At 70.0% G+C, this 16,924-nt stretch carries 14 protein-coding genes and 3 tRNA genes; 10 read left to right on the top strand and 7 right to left on the bottom strand.

Annotation, left to right across the window (positions count from 1 at the left end):
- Nucleotides 1–4 precede the first annotated feature (4 nt).
- From P3G67_RS08320 to P3G67_RS08300, 5 genes are all read right to left on the bottom strand, one after another.
- Nucleotides 5–3,100 (bottom strand): sensor histidine kinase, encoded by a 3,096-nt coding sequence (locus P3G67_RS08320; RefSeq protein WP_276092864.1) that lies wholly within the window; start codon nucleotides 3,098–3,100, stop codon nucleotides 5–7.
- Between the two features lie 405 nt (nucleotides 3,101–3,505).
- Nucleotides 3,506–4,153, bottom strand: coding sequence for a GTP-binding protein (locus P3G67_RS08315; protein WP_391858221.1), 648 nt, complete (start codon nucleotides 4,151–4,153; stop codon nucleotides 3,506–3,508).
- Nucleotides 4,134–4,544: a DUF742 domain-containing protein gene (locus P3G67_RS08310; protein WP_269859057.1), complete on the bottom strand. Its 411-nt coding sequence runs from the start codon at nucleotides 4,542–4,544 to the stop codon at nucleotides 4,134–4,136. Before P3G67_RS08310 ends, P3G67_RS08315 begins: the two co-directional genes overlap by 20 nt.
- A 75-nt stretch (nucleotides 4,545–4,619) precedes the next feature.
- Nucleotides 4,620–5,033, bottom strand: coding sequence for a roadblock/LC7 domain-containing protein (locus P3G67_RS08305; RefSeq protein WP_255930345.1), 414 nt, complete (start codon nucleotides 5,031–5,033; stop codon nucleotides 4,620–4,622).
- A 9-nt stretch (nucleotides 5,034–5,042) separates the two neighbouring features.
- Nucleotides 5,043–8,672 carry a sensor histidine kinase gene (locus P3G67_RS08300; RefSeq protein WP_276092863.1) on the bottom strand — a complete coding sequence of 1,210 codons (3,630 nt, stop codon included), beginning with the start codon at nucleotides 8,670–8,672 and terminating at the stop codon, nucleotides 5,043–5,045.
- A 561-nt stretch (nucleotides 8,673–9,233) separates the two neighbouring features.
- Here P3G67_RS08300 and P3G67_RS08295 point away from each other — a divergent pair.
- The 6 genes from P3G67_RS08295 (at nucleotide 9,234) to P3G67_RS08270 (ending at nucleotide 12,312) form a co-directional block, all read left to right on the top strand.
- Nucleotides 9,234–9,419 (top strand): hypothetical protein, encoded by a 186-nt coding sequence (locus P3G67_RS08295; protein ID WP_276092862.1) that lies wholly within the window; start codon nucleotides 9,234–9,236, stop codon nucleotides 9,417–9,419.
- 100 nt (nucleotides 9,420–9,519) lie between these two features.
- Complete coding sequence (locus P3G67_RS08290) at nucleotides 9,520–10,311, top strand: fumarylacetoacetate hydrolase family protein (protein ID WP_276092861.1); 792 nt, start codon at nucleotides 9,520–9,522, stop codon at nucleotides 10,309–10,311.
- The gene (gene gltX, locus P3G67_RS08285) at nucleotides 10,304–11,782 is read left to right on the top strand and encodes a glutamate--tRNA ligase (RefSeq protein ID WP_269859053.1); all 1,479 of its coding nucleotides are present in this window, start codon (nucleotides 10,304–10,306) and stop codon (nucleotides 11,780–11,782) included. The genes P3G67_RS08290 and gltX overlap by 8 nt, the downstream gene beginning before the upstream one ends.
- A gap of 268 nt (nucleotides 11,783–12,050) precedes the next feature.
- Nucleotides 12,051–12,122: transfer RNA gene (locus P3G67_RS08280), tRNA-Gln, on the top strand.
- Nucleotides 12,123–12,144: 22 nt separating this feature from the next.
- Nucleotides 12,145–12,217 (top strand) — tRNA-Glu (locus P3G67_RS08275).
- A 22-nt stretch (nucleotides 12,218–12,239) separates the two neighbouring features.
- Nucleotides 12,240–12,312, top strand: a tRNA-Glu gene (locus P3G67_RS08270).
- Nucleotides 12,313–12,564: 252 nt separating this feature from the next.
- Here the strand turns inward: P3G67_RS08270 and ndgR are convergent.
- Complete coding sequence (gene ndgR, locus P3G67_RS08265) at nucleotides 12,565–13,281, bottom strand: IclR family transcriptional regulator NdgR (RefSeq protein WP_269859052.1); 717 nt, start codon at nucleotides 13,279–13,281, stop codon at nucleotides 12,565–12,567.
- 123 nt (nucleotides 13,282–13,404) lie between these two features.
- Between ndgR and leuC the strand changes: the two genes are divergently transcribed.
- The 4 genes from leuC (at nucleotide 13,405) to P3G67_RS08245 (ending at nucleotide 16,553) form a co-directional block, all read left to right on the top strand.
- On the top strand, nucleotides 13,405–14,829 hold the full coding sequence (gene leuC / locus P3G67_RS08260; protein WP_276092860.1) for a 3-isopropylmalate dehydratase large subunit: 1,425 nt from the start codon (nucleotides 13,405–13,407) through the stop codon (nucleotides 14,827–14,829).
- A gap of 6 nt (nucleotides 14,830–14,835) precedes the next feature.
- Nucleotides 14,836–15,429, top strand: coding sequence for a 3-isopropylmalate dehydratase small subunit (leuD, locus tag P3G67_RS08255; protein ID WP_276092859.1), 594 nt, complete (start codon nucleotides 14,836–14,838; stop codon nucleotides 15,427–15,429).
- A gap of 159 nt (nucleotides 15,430–15,588) precedes the next feature.
- Nucleotides 15,589–15,822 carry an SCO5555 family protein gene (locus P3G67_RS08250; RefSeq protein WP_269859049.1) on the top strand — a complete coding sequence of 78 codons (234 nt, stop codon included), beginning with the start codon at nucleotides 15,589–15,591 and terminating at the stop codon, nucleotides 15,820–15,822.
- 137 nt (nucleotides 15,823–15,959) lie between these two features.
- Nucleotides 15,960–16,553 (top strand): HU family DNA-binding protein, encoded by a 594-nt coding sequence (locus P3G67_RS08245; RefSeq protein ID WP_269859048.1) that lies wholly within the window; start codon nucleotides 15,960–15,962, stop codon nucleotides 16,551–16,553.
- A 92-nt stretch (nucleotides 16,554–16,645) separates the two neighbouring features.
- Here the strand turns inward: P3G67_RS08245 and P3G67_RS08240 are convergent, their stop codons facing one another.
- Nucleotides 16,646–16,864, bottom strand: coding sequence for a hypothetical protein (locus P3G67_RS08240; protein WP_269859047.1), 219 nt, complete (start codon nucleotides 16,862–16,864; stop codon nucleotides 16,646–16,648).
- Nucleotides 16,865–16,924 lie beyond the last annotated feature (60 nt).

The following is a 16,924-nucleotide window of genomic DNA, read 5'->3' as shown; positions in this document are numbered from 1 at the left end:
TCAACTAACGCTCCTGGTGGTTGGGGCCGAGGCCCTGGCTGTCAGTTGGGGAATCAGTTCCAGCGTTGCGTCCCTGCTGGACGCCGCGGCGCAGGTTGCTCAACCTGCCGCGTACGTCCTCGGGGGCGCGGGAGACCTGTGGGCCGCCCTGCGGGGTCTGGTGTGCGGTGCCGGCGACGAGGTTCGCCTTCGGCACTCGCCGCGGCAGGCCGGAGCTGGTCACTCCGCCGGCCTTGGGCTCACGGACCTGCTCGGCCCGCTGCCAGTGCTCGTCGTTCGCGGAACGCCAGTCGTCGGCGTTGCCATCGCCTCCCTGCTCCCGCACGGGGCCGTCCGCGAGCGTGTTCTCCTGCCGCTGCGGCGCGGCCGGTTCTGGCTGCTGCCACTGCCGGTTGCGACGTGGCAGCCCCGCGTCGGTCAGCGAAGGGGTGCTCGTCGGCTCGGCTTCCGGTGCGTCGTAGCCTACGCGCTCCGCGGCTCCAAGGGAGGAGTGCGATTCCGAACCCGGTGCCGACCAGCCATCCTGCGGATACTCCGGCTGCCACTGCGCGGAGGTGAACTCACCCTCCGGCTGGTAGCCGTGCGCGGGTCGGCCGTCGGTCCCGTGCGACGGCTGCTGCGGTACGGCGAACTCGCCGGTGTACTGGTTCGGTACCGGTGGCACCGGCTGCTCGAAACCGGGGTACGACCGCTCCGGGTCGTAGGACGCCTCCGGTCGGTACGCCGACTCGGGCTGGTACGACGACTCGGGGTCGTACGACGGTTCCGGACGCGGGTACGACGGCTCGGGCTGGTACGGCTGCTGCGCGGTCCGCTCGGGCTGGGCGGCGGGAGCCACCTCGTCGCGGAACAGCGGTCGCCGTTCGGTGTCCTGGCGCTCGCCCGCGGCGGCCTCCAGGGCCGCCCGGCGCTCCTCGCGCCGCAGCTGGCGGCTGATCGGGTCCAACGCCCGGGCGTCGTCCGGGACCTCGAAGGCCCGGTCGTCGAAGCCCAGCTCCGCGGCGGTGAACTGGCCGGCGTGGAAGTCGTCGACCTGGTGCTCGGGGACGATCCGGGAGACGGTGAAGTCGTCCGGCGCCGGCTCCTCGCCGCCACCGCCGTGGGTGATCGGCTCCGGCAGCATCACCAGCGAGGTGGTGCCCGCCTGCTCGCCCGAAGGACGCAGCTGGACCCGGATGTTGTGCCGGTCGGCCAGGCGGCCCACCACGAACAGGCCCATGCGCTGGGAGACCGAGGCGTCGACCGTCGGCGGGTCGGCCAGCTTGTGGTTGATGTCCGCGAAGTCCTCGGCGGTCAGGCCGATGCCCTTGTCGTGGATCTCCACCATGACCCGGCCGTCCGGCAGCCGGGTGGCGGTGACCTTCACCCTGGTCTGCGGAGAGGAGAACGTGGTGGCGTTCTCCAGCAGCTCGGCGAGCAGGTGGACGAGGTCGGTGACGGCCGCGCCGTGGATCTCCACCTCGGGTATGGAGGCCAGCTCGATGCGCTCGTAGTCCTCCACCTCGGCGGAGGCGGCGCGCAGCACGTCCACCAGCGGTACCGGCTGGTTCCAGCTGCGGCCGGGCTCCTCGCCGGCGAGGACCAGCAGGTTCTCGCCGTTGCGGCGCATACGGGTGGCCAGGTGGTCCAGGTGGAACAGGTTCTCCAGCTGGTCCGGGTCGGCCTCGTTGTTCTCCAGCTCGGTGATGAGCGACAGCTGGCGCTGGATGAGGTCCTGGTTGCGCACCGACAGGTTGGTGAAGATCGCGTTGACGTTGCCGCGCAGCAGCGCCTGCTCGGCGGCGAGTCGTACCGCTTCCCGGTGCACCTGGTCGAACGCCCTGGCGACCTCGCCGATCTCGTCCCGGGTGTTGATCGGGATCGGTGCCACCCGGGTGTCCACCCGGCCGGGATCGGTGCGGGAGAGCTGGTCGACCAGGGCCGGGAGGCGCTGCTCGGCCACCTCGAAGGCGGAGGTGCGCAGCTTGCGCATGCTGCGGCTCATGGAGCGGGCCATCAGCGCGGCGACCACGAAGGCCAGCAGCACACCGGCGAGTACCGCCGCGGAGTTGACGATGGCGTTGCTCTTGGCGTCGGAGGCCACCGCCGCGGCGTCGTTCTCGGCCTGGTTGGCCAGCGTCGACTCGACCGAGCGGTAGGCGTTGAAGGCCAGCGTGGAGGAGGCCCACCAGCTCTGCGGGGTGATGCCCTGGGCGCGCAGCGCGGTCGCCGACTCGCCGGAGGAGATCGCCTTGACCATGGTGGTGCGGTCCGGCGGGGCGACGAACGGCTGGCCGGCGGCCTGCGCCTTGGACTTGGCGTCGGCGATCTGCTGCCTGCCCTGCTGCTGCGCGGAGTCGTTGGCGTCCTGCAGCCGCTGCATGTCCGTCGGGGTGCCGCCGCCCTCGTACTCCTGGAGCGCGATGTTCTCCAGGTACGCGTAGGAGGCCAGCGCGGTCAGCTGGAGCCTGCGCTCGGACTCCGGGACCGGGCCCTCGGACATGACCTGCATGCCGATCGAACGGGTCAGCGACTCGGCGGCCTTGGCGAGCGAGACCGCGTACAGCGTGCGGCCGTAGCTCGTCATGTTGTTGGTGCCGAAGCCCAGGTCGTTGGCGAACTCCATCAGCGGGTGCTGGACCTGGACGTAGCCCTCCTCGGTCTGCACGCCCGGCAGCTTGCTGGTGTACGCGGCCTGGCGCAGCGCCGCGAGCTTGGGCTCGACCTGGCGGAAGGAGGCCAACCGGCGCTTCAGGTCCGGGGCGTCGGGCATCTGCGCGACGGCGGCGTTGAAGGCGTTGGCCGCGGCGTCGGTGGTGGCCCGGGCGGCGACCACGTCGGAATTCTTTGTGTCACCTTTGAGGAGTGGAACCACCGAGCGGTCCCGCTCGTCAATCAATGCGTGGCTATAGGCGCTGGCGGCTCGGACCAGCTTGGCGGTGCGTACCGCGGCGTCGGCCTGCTGGTAGCGGTCGACCGAGTCCTTGACGTTGAACCCGCCGACCACCAGCGCGACCAGCACGGGGATGAGCAGGATCGCGTTCAGCCGGGTCCGCACCCGCCAGTTGCCGGGCGAGAGGCGACTGCCTGCGGGTGGGGCCGGAATGGCTTCGTCGGCCATCGCCCCGGTGTCGCGGCCCGGCGGCGTGAAATTGCCTCGGGCCGGTTGCACGGGGTCAGGCCGTGTCCGCGTCGTATTCCTCACTCGACCAACAACCTCTCGGCGCCGACACACCGACGTGCCGTGTCTACTCGCTGGTTCAACGAATTCCAGCACGTCACGGCGGTCCTTTCCAAACGTCTGGACAGAGTTCGCCAACCGCCAAGACAGGACTGATAAAACGGGCATAAGCGCTATTCGGCGGCAAATGACGAGCGATAAGTGAGCGCTGTGGAACGGATCGTATGCGGGGGGTGTCCGCCCCCCGGCGATTCTCTGTCGAAACGTTATGAAGGAGCGGGCCGGTCGTGTCATAAGACACAGCCGGCCCGCTCCTTGCCGATCACAACTGGCAAGATCCAACGGCTACTTGAGTCTGGCCAGCAGCGCGTGCTCCACCAGCGTGATCAACGTGCCCTTGGCGTCCGCCCGCTGACGGGCGTCGGTGGTCACGATCGGCGCCTCGGGGCCGATCTGCAGCGCCTCGCGGACCTCGTCCGGGGCGTACGGCTGGTGGCCTTCGAAGCCGTTGAGCGCGATGACGAACGGCAGACCGGAGTTCTCGAAGTAGTCCACCGCGGGAAAGCAGTCGGCCAGCCGACGGGTGTCGACCAGGACAACCGCACCGATCGCACCACGCACCAGGTCATCCCACATAAACCAGAAACGGTCTTGTCCCGGGGTGCCGAACAGGTAGAGGATCAGGTCGTCATCGAGCGTGATGCGGCCGAAGTCCATCGCCACGGTCGTGGTGGTCTTGCCGCTGACCTGGCTGAGATCGTCGATCCCGGCCGAGGCCGCGGTCATCACCGCTTCGGTACGCAGCGGGTTGATCTCCGACACGGCACCGACGAAGGTGGTCTTGCCGACGCCGAAGCCACCCGCCACCACGATCTTGGCGGAGGTGGTGGACCGCGCCGTCTGCTGCCCGTAGGCCGCGCCGTGCTGGGGCAGACCGCCCGCACCCTGTGCGTACGAGTCGGCGCCCTGCGGTCTAGAGCTTGCGAAGTCCACTGAGCACCCTCTCCAGCAAAGTGACATCGGGCTGTCCGCCGGCCTCACCGGTGCTCGGCTGGTGGATCGCCACCATGCCCGCCTCGGCGAGGTCCGCCACCAGGATCCGCGCCACACCGAGCGGGATCGCCAGCAGCGCGGAGATCTCCGCCACCGACTTGATCTCACGGCACAGATGGCAGATGCGCTGGTGCTCAGGAAGCAGACCCTGGTACAGCGAAGGGTCCGCCGAGGTACTCACCAGCGCCTCGATCGCCAACTGGTATCTGGGTCTGGTGCGACCACCGGTCATGGCATAGGGCCGGACCAGCGGTTGTTCGCCCTCCTCGGCGTCGTACGGCAGGTGGTGGGCAGCGCCGTACGGGTCGGGTGAGGCGGGTGGCGGGGTCATGTACGTCGTCCTCCGAGCGAAGCAGAAGCAAGCTGGTCCGGGTCATTGCGGGGGAGGTACTGCAAAGAGCGAGGATCAGCCGAGCAGGGTGCCTTGCAGCTCGGCGCGTAGATCGGGGGTGAGCACGGTCCCTGCCCGGTCCACGAGCAGGGCCATCTCGTAGCCCACGAGGCCGATGTCGCACTCGGGGTGCGCAAGCACGGCGAGGGAGGAGCCGTCGGAGATGGACATGATGAACATGAAGCCGCGCTCCATCTCCACCACCGTCTGGTTGACACTGCCGCCCTCGAAGATGCGCGAGGCGCCCGCGGTCAGCGAGGTCAACCCGGAGGCCACCGCGGCGAGTTGGTCGGCCCGGTCACGCGGGAAGCCCTCGGACATCGCGAGCAGCAGACCATCGGCGGAGACCACCACCGTATGGGACACACCGGGCGTGCTGTCCACGAAGTTGGTGATCAACCAGTTCAGATTCTGTGCCGCCTGGCTCATCGGACTCAACTAACGCTCCTGCTGGTGAGAAGTGCCGGTACCGAAGCCGCGCCCGTCCGTCTGGCCGGACCCGGCGCTGCGGCCCTGCTGGATGCCGCGGCGCAGGTTGGTGAGCCGCCCGCGTACGTCGTCGGGTGCCCGCGAGACCTGCGGACCGGTGTGCTGGGTCTGCTCCGCGGTGCCCGGGACGAGGTTCGCCCGCGGCACCCGGCGCGGCAGGCCGGATGAGGTGATCCCGCCAGCGGCGGGCTCCCGTACCTGCTCGGCGCGGCGCCACCGCTCGTCGTTGGGCGACGGCTGCCACTCCTGGGTCGTCTCGGCGGACGGCGCGCCCTGCACCCGGGACGGCTGCGGGCCGCCGGTCAGCGGGGGCTGCTGACGCTGGGGCGCGGCGGGGCCGCCAGCGGCCGGGACGTCGTGCTCGTCCTGCTGCCGGAACCAGTCCGACTCCAGCGACTCGAAGATCGGCGAGCGGCCGTCGCCGGGGGAGTCGGCGGGCGGCAGCGCCATCGGCTCGGCGGCGGGCGGCAGTTGGGCCTCCGCACGCCGCTGCCGCGGCCCGCGCGGAGCGTCGGTCACCGCCGGGAACTCGCCGGTCGCCTCGTACGCGGGGGGCTCGGCGGCCGGACGCTGCTGCGGCTGCGGCGCCTGACGGCCGCGCGGGCCGAACACGTCCGAGCCGGAACCGGCCGGCTGACCACCGAAGAAGTCGGTGGCCGGCGGCTGCTGGGGCTGACGGAACTCGCCGGTGCCGGAGTTGTCGTAACCCGGCTGCCGGAACTCGCCGGTGCCGGAGTTGCCGTATCCCGGCTGACGGAACTCGCCGGTCCCGGAGTTGTCCGCGTAGCCAGGCGCCTGGGGCTGCCGGAACTCGCCCGTGGTGGCGTTGTCGGGGTACCCGGGCGGCTGCGCCACCGGGAACTCGCCGGTGGCGGCGTCGCCGTAACCGGGCTGCCGGGCACCGGGGTTGGCGGTCGAAGCGGCGTCCGGGAACGCCGGGCGCTCGAACTGGGCCGTGGACTCCACGTCGTCATGGCCGCGCGGCACGTCCGCGCCGTCCCGGCCCTGCTGGGCGGCCCAGCTAGGTGTGGGCCGCTCGCCGGACGCCGCCGGGGTGGGCGCCGCGGGCCGCTGCGGGGCGCCGGGGCCCGACCGGGTCGGCAGGCCCGAGGGGGTGCGCTGCTGCGGGCGGTCCTGCCCGGAGTCCCGGTTGCCGGTGAGCGCGGGACGCGGGCCGACCGGAGGCACCTGGCTCTTGGGCTGCTGCCCCGGCTGGGCGCCGCGGCCGACCTGGCCGGCCCGGCGCACGCCGCCTTCGGCGGACGCGCCGCGCGCCGCCGCGATGTCCCCGGCAGCGCTCTTGCCGCCCGGCACCGGCGGTATGACGCCGCCGCGCTTGCCCTGGGCCGCGCCGGGGGCGGGCTTGGCGCCGCCCTGCGTGAGGTCCACCGGCAGCATGACCAGCGCGGTCGTACCGCCGGAGTCCGACGGCCGCAGCTGGATCCGGATGCCGTGCCGCAGCGAGAGGCGACCGACCACGAACAGGCCCATGCGGCGGGAGACGGACACGTCCACCGTCGGCGGGTTGGCCAGCCGCTCGTTGATGTCCGACAGGTCCTCGGGCGACAGGCCGATGCCGGTGTCGTGGATCTCCACCAGCACCCGGCCGTCAGGCAGCGCGTGGCCGGTGACCCGGACCTTGGTCTGCGGGGAGGAGAACGAGGTGGCGTTCTCCAGCAGCTCGGCGAGCAGGTGGACGAGGTCGTTGACGACCCGGCCGGCGACCTCGGTGGGCGGGACCGCGGTCAGCTCGATGCGCTCGTACTGCTCCACCTCGGACGCCGCGGCACGCAGCACGTCCACCAGCGGCACCGGGCGGGTCCACCGGCGGCCCGGCTCCTCACCCGCGAGAACCAGCAGGTTCTCACCGTTGCGGCGCATACGGGTCGCGAGGTGGTCCAGCTTGAAGAGGTTGGACAGCTGGTCCGGGTCCGCCTCGCGGCTCTCCAGCTCGGAGATGAGAGACAGCTGGCGCTGGATCAGGCCCTGGCTGCGACGCGAGAGGTTGGTGAACATCGCGTTGACGTTGCCCCGCAGCAGCGCCTGCTCGGCGGCGAGACGGACCGCCTCGCGGTGGACGTCGTCGAACGCGCGGGCCACCCGGCCGATCTCGTCGCGGGTGTTGATGCCGATCTCCTGGACGGAGGTGTCCACGTCCTGCGGGTCGGACTCGGACAACTGCTTGACCAGCTCGGGCAGTCGCCGCTGGGCAGCGTCCTGCGCCGCGTCCTGGAGCCGCCGCAGCGAGCGGATCATGGAGCGGGCCACCACGAACGCGCCGACCAGCGAGACACCGAGGACCAGCAGGATCAGCGCACCGTTGATCAGCGCGTCCTGCTGGGCCGCGGAGCGCAGCTCCAGCGCCTTCTGCGACATCTGGTCGAGCAGCTCGGCCTCGATGCGGGACATCTCCTGCATCTTGGTGTCGGCCTGGTCGTACCAGTCCAGGTACGACTTGGACTCCTGGGCGATGCCGTTCTGGGTCTGCAGCACCCGGTCGCGGTACTGGTCGGCCTGGGTGATCACGACGTTGCCGCCGTCCAGCGCCTTCATCAGCTCGGCCGAGCCGGGGCCGTAGATCTCGGAGAACCGTTTGATCTCCGAGTTCTCACTGTCCGAGGCGGTCTGCGCGTACAGCCGGTCGCTGTTGGACAGCGAAGGGCCGGACGGGTTGGCGAGCGCGGCACTGATGACGGCTCGCTGGATCGACTCGTACTCCTTGGCCGCGGTGAACGCGGCGAGCGCACGGGTGCTCTTGATCATGTCGGAGTTGCTGGTCGCCTGCGCCATGTCCTGGGAGAGCGACAGCAGCGAGTTGATCAACTGGTCGTAGCCGCTGACCGTTTGCGAGATGTACTGCGGGTTGTTGTACGCGTCACCGCGGATCTGCTTGAGGCTCTGCAGCTGCCGGGTGATGTCGATGATGGTGCTGCGGACGCCGACCAGCGAGCTGTCGTTGGTGTTGATGCCCGCGGTGGCGTCCTGGAAGCCCTGGATCTGCTGGTTGGTGGCCTGCTGGGCGGCGACGACGGTGTCGTCGTTGGGGTGCTTGCTGGTGATCGGACCGGCCGAGGCGTCGCGCTCGTTCTGCAGGGCGTCGGCGAGCTTGGTGGCGTGACCGGTCATCTCGGTCAGCAGCTTCATGTGGTCCAGCTGGTCCACGTTCTTCAGCTGGTCCTGGATGCGCAGCACGCCCAGCGTGGTGGCGGCGACCACCGGCAGCGCGAGCAGGGAGACCAGACGGGTGCGGATGCTCCAGTTGCGCATGGACATGCGCGAGGCGTGTTTGCCCTGGCTGCCCGAGGTGGCGGGGGGCTCCACATCGCCGCCCGGCGTGGCCGGGGCGCTCATGGCGCGGGGGCCGGCGTCCGGGGCCGGCGCGCCGTTGGCGGATGGGCCCTTGGGGGCCGCGCCCTTCGCGGATGCGCCGCCCTTGGGGCCTGGTTGCCCGGTGGCCGGGGTGACCGGATCGGTTGGCGGTGCGGAAGGAGCCATCCGCGGCTCCGGGCCGCGGCCGGCTCCGTCGCGCGCCTCCGGGTCTCCCGCGGCGCCGCCATCCCTCTTGAAACGTCCCTGCACTAGCGTCGCAACCTCTGGACCAGGCGTCCCCCGCGCGCGGGGGACGGTGTCGGTTCTTGGGGCCCGCGGCCCTCCTGGGGAACGGTTGACCGGCGAGTGCCCGTTGCACCGCCGCTCGACGCTGCTGCGCGCCCCCTGCGTGCTCGTCGACTGGTCGCGGCGGTCCGTGGAATTCCAGCACAGGCGGGGAGGTCCAACAAGGTGCGTGCCCGAGCTGTGACGATGGTTACGCACCGCAGGCAATGGATCACCGCGGGTCTAGGACCATGTCGGCGATAACGGACTTTTACCCGCGAGCCCGGTACGTGGCCGTGCTGACCCGCTAACGCCCATCGGGGGAGATAAGAGGCGATCAGTCCTCAATGCCGGTTTCTCCGTATCGAATTGGCGAGTCGATTTGCGGCGAATTGCCCTGGTGTTAGTGAGCAAAATCACACGGTGATCGTTGCCTGGGTCACGGAGTCACCGGAATGCACGGACATAGCCTGAGCCTTTACACAAGGTGTTACTTCGACAAACGGCGCCGTCGGCGCCCCAACTGCAAAAGGTCTGGACCGAAACGTGAAGACGACGATGCTGATGCGTCCGATAGCCAACCCGCGTCGCACCACGCTCGCCCATCTGAAGGACGCCGACGAACTGGTCCCGGCCCCGGCCGCCGAGGAGACCGCCGTGGAGGCCCGCGACCTCCCGCAGCAGACCGCGAACCCGCGCCGCACCGTCCTGGACACGCTGCCCGGCGCCTGACCCCGCCGCCCGGCCCGGTCCCGGAAATGAGCCGGGGGCGCGCCGCCACCCCGCGATAGCCTGGAGCGTCAGTCTCCAACCTGTGAAGGGCGCGGCATCCGTGCGCATCGCCAGATTCTCCATCGACGGCAATGTCGCCTTCGGCGCGGTGGAAGGGGACCCGGCCCAGCCGGACACCCTCGCCATCGACATCATCAAGGGCATCCCGTTCGCCGAGTTCGAGTTGAGCGGCACCAAGGTCCCGCTCAGCAAGGTCCGGCTGCTACCCCCGGTACTGCCCAGCAAGGTCGTCGCGTTCGGGCGCAACTACGCCGAGCACGCCGCGGAACTGGGCAACGAGGTGCCGACCGCGCCGTTCGCCTTCTTCAAGCCGTCGACCTCGGTCATCGGCACCGGCGACCCGGTCCCCTACCCCCCGTTCTCCTCCGAACTGCACCACGAGGCGGAACTCGCCGTGGTCATCGGCCGGATGTGCCGGGAGGTGCCGCGGGACCGGGTGGCCGACGTCATCCTGGGCTACACCTGCGCCAACGACCTCACCGCGCGCGACGTACAGCGCACCGAGAACCAGTGGGCCCGCGCCAAGGGGTTCGACGCCTCCTGCCCCCTCGGGCCGTGGGTGGAGACCGGCATTGGTCTGGAGACCGCGGCCGACCTGGCGATCACCTGCACGGTCAACGGCGAACTGCGGCAAGCGGGCCGCACCAGCCAGATGACGCACCCGATCGCCGACCTCATCGTCAACATCAGCGAGGCGATGACCCTGCTCCCCGGTGACGTCATCCTCACCGGCACCCCGGCGGGGGTCGGCCCGCTCGACATCGGCGACGAGGTCGCCGTCTCCATCGAAGGCATCGGCACTCTCACCAACAAGGTGATCAAGCGTGGTTAGCGCACCAGTACGCGTACGGTTCTGTCCCTCGCCGACCGGCAACCCCCATGTGGGCCTGGTCCGCACCGCCCTGTTCAACTGGGCCTTCGCCCGGCACCACAAGGGCACCCTGGTATTCCGCATCGAGGACACCGACGCGGCCCGCGACTCCGAGGAGTCGTACAACCAGCTGCTCGACGCGATGCGCTGGCTCGGCTTCGACTGGGACGAGGGCCCCGAAGTCGGCGGCCCGCACGTGCCGTACCGGCAGTCCCAGCGGATGGACATCTACGCGGACGTGGCGCGCCGGCTCCAGGAGGCCGGGCACGCCTACCGCTGCTACTGCACCACCGAGGAACTGGACGCCCGCCGCGAGGCGGCCCGCGCCGCGGGCAAGCCGTCCGGCTACGACGGCAAGTGCCGGGAGCTGTCCGCGGAGCAGATCGCGGCGTACGAGGCGGAGGGCCGCACCCCGATCGTGCGGTTCCGGATGCCCGACCGGCCGATCACCTTCACCGACCTGGTGCGTGGCGAGCTGACCTTCACCCCGGAGAACGTGTCGGACTACGGCATCCTGCGGGCCAACGGCGCTCCGCTGTACACCCTGGTCAACCCGGTGGACGACGCGCTGATGGAGATCACGCACGTGCTGCGCGGCGAGGACCTGCTGTCCTCCACCCCGCGGCAGATCGCGCTGTACGCGGCGCTCGCCGAGATCGGCGTGGGCAACGGCACCACCCCGCAGTTCGGGCACCTGCCGTACGTCATGGGCGAGGGCAACAAGAAGCTGTCCAAGCGGGACCCGCAGTCCTCGCTCAACCTCTACCGGGAGCGAGGCTTCCTCCCCGAGGGACTGCTCAACTACCTGTCCCTGCTGGGCTGGTCGCTCGCCGAGGACCGCGACATCTTCACCATGGACGAGATGGTCGCCGCCTTCGACATCAAGGACGTCAACGCCAACCCGGCGCGGTTCGACCTGAAGAAGTGCGAGCACATCAACGCGGAGCACCTGCGCCGACTGGACCCGAAGGCGTTCATCGAGGCGTGCGGCCCGTGGCTGAAGGCCCCGCACGCGCCCTGGCGCCCGGAGGCGTTCGACCAGGCGGCCTTCGAGGCGATCGCGCCGCACGCGCAGACCCGCCTCACGGTGCTGTCCGACATCACCGCCAACGTGGACTTCCTCTTCCTCGACGAGCCGGTCGAGGACGAGGCGTCCTGGAACAAGGCGATGAAGGAGGGTTCGGACGCGCTGCTGCGCACCGTCCGCGCCAAGCTGGCGGAGCTGGCCGACTGGAACGCCGAGGAGCTCAAGTCGGCTGTCCTGGCCGCCGGTGAGGAGCACGGCCTCAAGCTGGGCAAGGCGCAGGCGCCGGTCCGGGTCGCGATCACCGGCCGCACGGTCGGGCTGCCGCTCTTCGAGTCGCTCGAAGTGCTGGGCCGGGAGCGGACGTTGGCCCGCGTCGACGCCGCGCTGGCCAAGCTCGGCGGCTGACACCCGTACGCCCGTGAGGGGGCGGCGGCCCATGGTGGCCGCCGCCCCCTTTCGGCTGTCCGCGGGCCTCCCGCGGGCCTTCCACCGGCCGCGCCCGAGAGTGCGGGGACGGCCACGCAGCGTGTCGGACCGCAGGTCGGGGTATTCGATTTTGGTGCTGGGGCAGGCATCCGGTAATGTTCTTTCTGCGCCGCCCGGGCGGGCCGAAAAAAGGCCGGACCGGGAAGCGCAAACGCCAAACAAGGCCTCCCCGGGGGGTTGAGTTCGGTGGGGTATGGTGTAATTGGCAGCACGACTGATTCTGGTTCAGTTAGTCTAGGTTCGAGTCCTGGTACCCCAGCTGATCGATGAACTTCGATCAAGCCCCCGTTGTGTAGCGGCCTAGCACGCTGCCCTCTCAAGGCAGTAGCGCCGGTTCGAATCCGGTCGGGGGTACGGATCCTGAAGGATCGCTAGGGCCCCCGTTGTGTAGCGGCCTAGCACGCCGCCCTCTCAAGGCGGTAGCGCCGGTTCGAATCCGGTCGGGGGTACGGTAAGGCCTCCTGCTCGCGCAGGAGGCCTTTTGCTTTTGGCGGCACGCGCCGCGCACGGGGATGCGCACAACTCCCTCCGTGGCTGCGGGGGTTCGGGGGTGCGGTTGGGGACAAGCCCCAACCCCGCAAGGGATCGCGCTGGAGGCTTGGGGCTGGCCCCCGAGGACCTTTCCGTCGCGACTGGGGCCAATCGCGAGTCCGGCGGATTCCGAACGAACCGCAACCCGCGAACGCGCCGCGAGGGCGAGCTCAGCCGTTGCGGCGGAGCGCCTCGGACAGGCGCGCGGCGGCGTCTATGACCGCCTGGGCGTGCATGCGGCCGGGATGCCGCGTCAGACGCTCGATGGGGCCGGAGACCGAGACCGCCGCCACCACGCGGTTGGACGGACCGCGTACGGGCGCGGAGACGGACGCCACGCCCGGCTCGCGCTCACCGATCGACTGGGCCCAGCCGCGGCGGCGTACGCCGGACAGCGCCGTGGCGGTGAACCGGGCGCCCTGCAGCCCGCGGTGCAGCCGCTCCGGCTCCTCCCAGGCCAGCAGCACCTGGGCGGCCGATCCGGCCTTCATCGGCAGCGTGGAGCCCACCGGCACGGTGTCCCGCAGTCCGGACAGCCGCTCGGCCGCGGCCACGCAGATCCGCATGTCGCCCTGGCGCCGGTAGAGCTGCGCGCTCTCACCGGTCACGTCCCGTAGGTGGGTGAGCACCGGACCGGCGGTGGCCAGCAGCCGGTCCTCGCCCGCGGCGGCGGACAGCTCCGACAGCCGGGGGCCGAGGATGAAACGGCCCTGCATGTCGCGCGCCACCATCCGGTGGTGCTCCAGCGCGACCGCGAGCCGGTGTGCGGTGGGGCGGGCGAGGCCGGTGGAGGCGACGAGCCCGGCCAGGGTGGCCGGTCCCGACTCCAGTGCGCTGAGCACCAGAGCTGCCTTGTCGAGAACGCCGACGCCGCTAGAGTTGTCCATGCAACGATACTTACGTCTCACAGTGTGAAACGCAAGTTCAATTTTCCGGAGAAGCCGTCACGCTGGATGGCAACCCCGCCAGGACGAGCAGGCGCGGTGGGGACACCGGCCGAAGGGAAAGCGATGGGACGGACACTCGCGGAGAAGGTCTGGGACGACCACGTCGTTCGGCGCGCCGAGGGCGAGCCCGACCTCCTCTTCATCGATCTGCACCTGCTGCACGAGGTGACCAGCCCGCAGGCCTTCGACGGACTGCGGCTGAGCGGCCGTACCGTGCGTCGCACGGACCTCACCATCGCGACCGAGGACCACAACACCCCCACCCTCGACATCGACAAGCCGATCGCCGACCCGGTCTCCCGTACCCAGTTGGAGACGCTGCGTAAGAACTGTGCCGAGTTCGGTGTTCGGCTGCATCCGCTCGGTGATGTGGAGCAGGGCGTTGTCCACGTGGTGGGACCGCAACTGGGACTGACCCAGCCGGGCACCACCGTGGTCTGCGGCGACAGCCACACCTCCACTCACGGCGCGTTCGGCGCGCTGGCGTTCGGCATCGGCACCAGCCAGGTCGAGCACGTACTGGCCACCCAGACGCTGCCGATGCCCAGGTTCAAGACCATGGCGATCACCGTCGACGGTGAACTGCCCGACGGCGTCAGCGCCAAGGACCTGATCCTGGCGATCATCGCGAAGATCGGCACCGGCGGCGGCCAGGGCTATGTGATCGAGTACCGCGGTTCCGCCATCGGGAAGCTGTCGATGGAAGCCCGGATGACCGTGTGCAACATGTCGATCGAGGCGGGCGCCAGGGCCGGCATGATCGCCCCCGACGAGACCACGTTCGCCTACCTCAAGGGCCGTCCGCACGCGCCCGAGGGCGCGGACTGGGACGCGGCGGTCGAGTACTGGAAGACGCTGCGCACCGACGACGACGCGGTGTTCGACCGCGAGGTGCACATCGACGCGGCCCAACTGGCTCCGTTCGTCACCTGGGGCACCAACCCGGGCCAGGGCGCGCCGCTGTCGGCCGCCGTACCGGACCCGGCGTCGTTCACCGACCCGAGCGAGCGGCTGGCCGCCGAGAAGGCGCTGGAGTACATGGGCCTGGCGCCCGACCAGCCGCTGCGTGAGATCGCGGTGGACACCGTGTTCGTCGGCTCGTGCACCAACGGCCGTATCGAGGACCTGCGGTCGGCCGCGTCCGTGCTGGAGGGCCGCAAGGTCGCCGACGGGCTGCGGATGCTGGTGGTGCCCGGCTCGGTGCGGGTCGCCCTGCAGGCCGTCGAGGAGGGGCTGGACAAGGTGTTCACCGCCGCTGGGGCCGAATGGCGGCACGCGGGTTGCTCGATGTGCCTGGGTATGAATCCCGATCAACTCGCCCCGGGGGAGCGGTCGGCGTCCACCTCCAACCGCAACTTCGAAGGGCGGCAGGGCAAGGGCGGCCGCACCCATCTGGTCTCACCCCAGGTCGCCGCCGCCACCGCGGTGCTGGGGCACCTCGCCTCGCCCGCCGACCTGTCCGACGTACGTACCCCCGTGGAGGCCTGAGCGGTCATGGAAGCTTTCACCACGCACACCGGCCGTGCGGTCCCGCTGCGCCGCAGCAACGTGGACACCGACCAGATCATCCCCGCGCACTGGCTGAAGAAGGTCACCCGCAACGGTTTCGAGGACGGGCTGTTCGAGGCATGGCGCAAGGACCCTCAGTTCGTGCTCAACCAGCCCGAACGGCAGGGTGCCACCGTGCTGGTCGCCGGACCCGACTTCGGCACCGGCTCGTCGCGTGAGCACGCGGTGTGGGCGTTGCAGAACTACGGTTTCAAGACCGTGCTGTCCTCCCGCTTCGCCGACATCTTCCGCGGCAACTCGCTGAAGAACGGCCTGCTGACGGTCGTTGTGCCGCAGGACGTCATCGAACGGCTGTGGAAGCTGACGGAATCCGACCCGGCCGCCGAGATCACCGTCGACCTCGTGGCCCGCGAGGTACGCGCGGAAGGCCTAACGCAGTCCTTCGAGTTGGACGACAACGCGCGCTGGCGGCTGCTCGAAGGCTTGGACGACATCAGCCTGACGCTGCGCCATGAGGCCGACATCGCCGACTACGAGGCGCGTCGACCCGTCCACAAGCCGCGCACGGTGGAGGTCTGACCTCCCGTTTCCCGTGCTCACCACGTACCATCCGCAACGCGCCCCCAGCCCCTGAGGCTGGGGGCGCGTTCGGCGTGTGAGGCACGCTGGAGGCGTTGGCTGCACGGCGAGTTGACCCCTGCGGAGGTGACAACTCGTAGCAGATGGCACAATTGCCACATGGACCGCGATGACCAACTCAAGCTCTACGGGGTCGTTGCGGCACGCCTCAAGGTGGCGCACGCCAGGGTGCGGGCACTGCAAGTCCCCGACGACGTACGGGTGGCGATGACCCGCAAGTTGCTAGTCATCACCGCCGCCGCCAAGCACGACGTGGTTGGCGCAGAGCAGCGGTTGGAGCGCTTCATGCGGGACTTAGACGAGGGGCGGTTCACCGATCCCGGAACTCAGTGAGCACCGAGTTCGTTGCGGCACAAGGGTGATTCGCCCGTTTCGTATTTGATTTGCGGTATATATCTGCCTAACGTGCGAAAAAGCTTGATCTGCTTGGACACGGTTTTCGTTCCAGCAAAGTTTCCGAAGGGGAAGACGTGAACAAGGCGCAGCTCGTAGAAGCGATTGCCGACAAGGTCGGCGGGCGGCAGAACGCCGCGGAAGCGGTCGACGCCGTTCTCGACGCGATCGTCCGCGCGGTTGTCGCTGGCGACCGGGTCTCGGTCACAGGTTTCGGTTCGTTCGAGAAGGTTGACCGGCCCGCGCGTTACGCCCGTAACCCGCAGACCGGCGAGCGCGTCCGGGTCAAGAAGACCTCCGTGCCGCGCTTCCGTGCGGGCCAGGGCTTCAAGGACCTGGTCGCCGGCACCAAGAAGCTGCCGCGGGGCGGCGAGGTCGCGGTGAAGAAGGCGCCCAAGGGCAGCCTCACCGGCGGGGTTACGGCCAAGAAGGCGGTGGCGAAGAAGGCCGCCGCGAAGAAGGCCGCGGCGAAGAAGACGACCGCCAAGAAGGCCGCCGCGAAGAAGACCACCGCCAAGAAGGCTCCGGCGAAGAAGACCACCGCGAAGAAGGTCACCGCCAAGAAGACGACGGCGAAGAAGGCCGCCGCCAAGAAGGCCACCGCCAAGAAGGCTCCGGCGAAGAAGACCACCACCCGCAAGACCACCGCCAAGCGGACCGCCCGGCGGTAGACCGCCAGGCGGAGCAGTCCCTCAGGCCGCGACGGGCCGGGCCCCCACACGGGAGCCCGGCCCGCGCCGCGTCGACGGCGGAAGTTGACGGATCAGGCCCCCGGGTCCTCGAAGGTCTGCAACGTCACGAAGACCACTCGGCGGGCGTCGCCCTCGCCCTCGATCCGGATGCGCACCCGCTGGCCGACGCGCAGCAACCGCAGCCCGCCCGCGTCGAACGCCGCCGCGTCGAACGGTACCGGCGTGCCGTCGTCGAGCAGCACACTGCCGCTGCGGGTCTCGGGATCGAAGGTGTACGACGTCGCTTGCATGCCTCGCAGCCTAGTCGGCTGCCGGCCACGCTGTTCCCTTCCGGGTGGGCGGGCTTCCCG

The sequence above is a fragment of the Streptomyces silvisoli genome (assembly GCF_029269905.1).
Lineage (GTDB): Bacteria > Actinomycetota > Actinomycetes > Streptomycetales > Streptomycetaceae > Streptantibioticus_A > Streptantibioticus_A silvisoli_A.
Note: the sequence above shows the minus strand (reverse complement) of the source record. Positions and strands in the feature narration are given on the sequence as shown.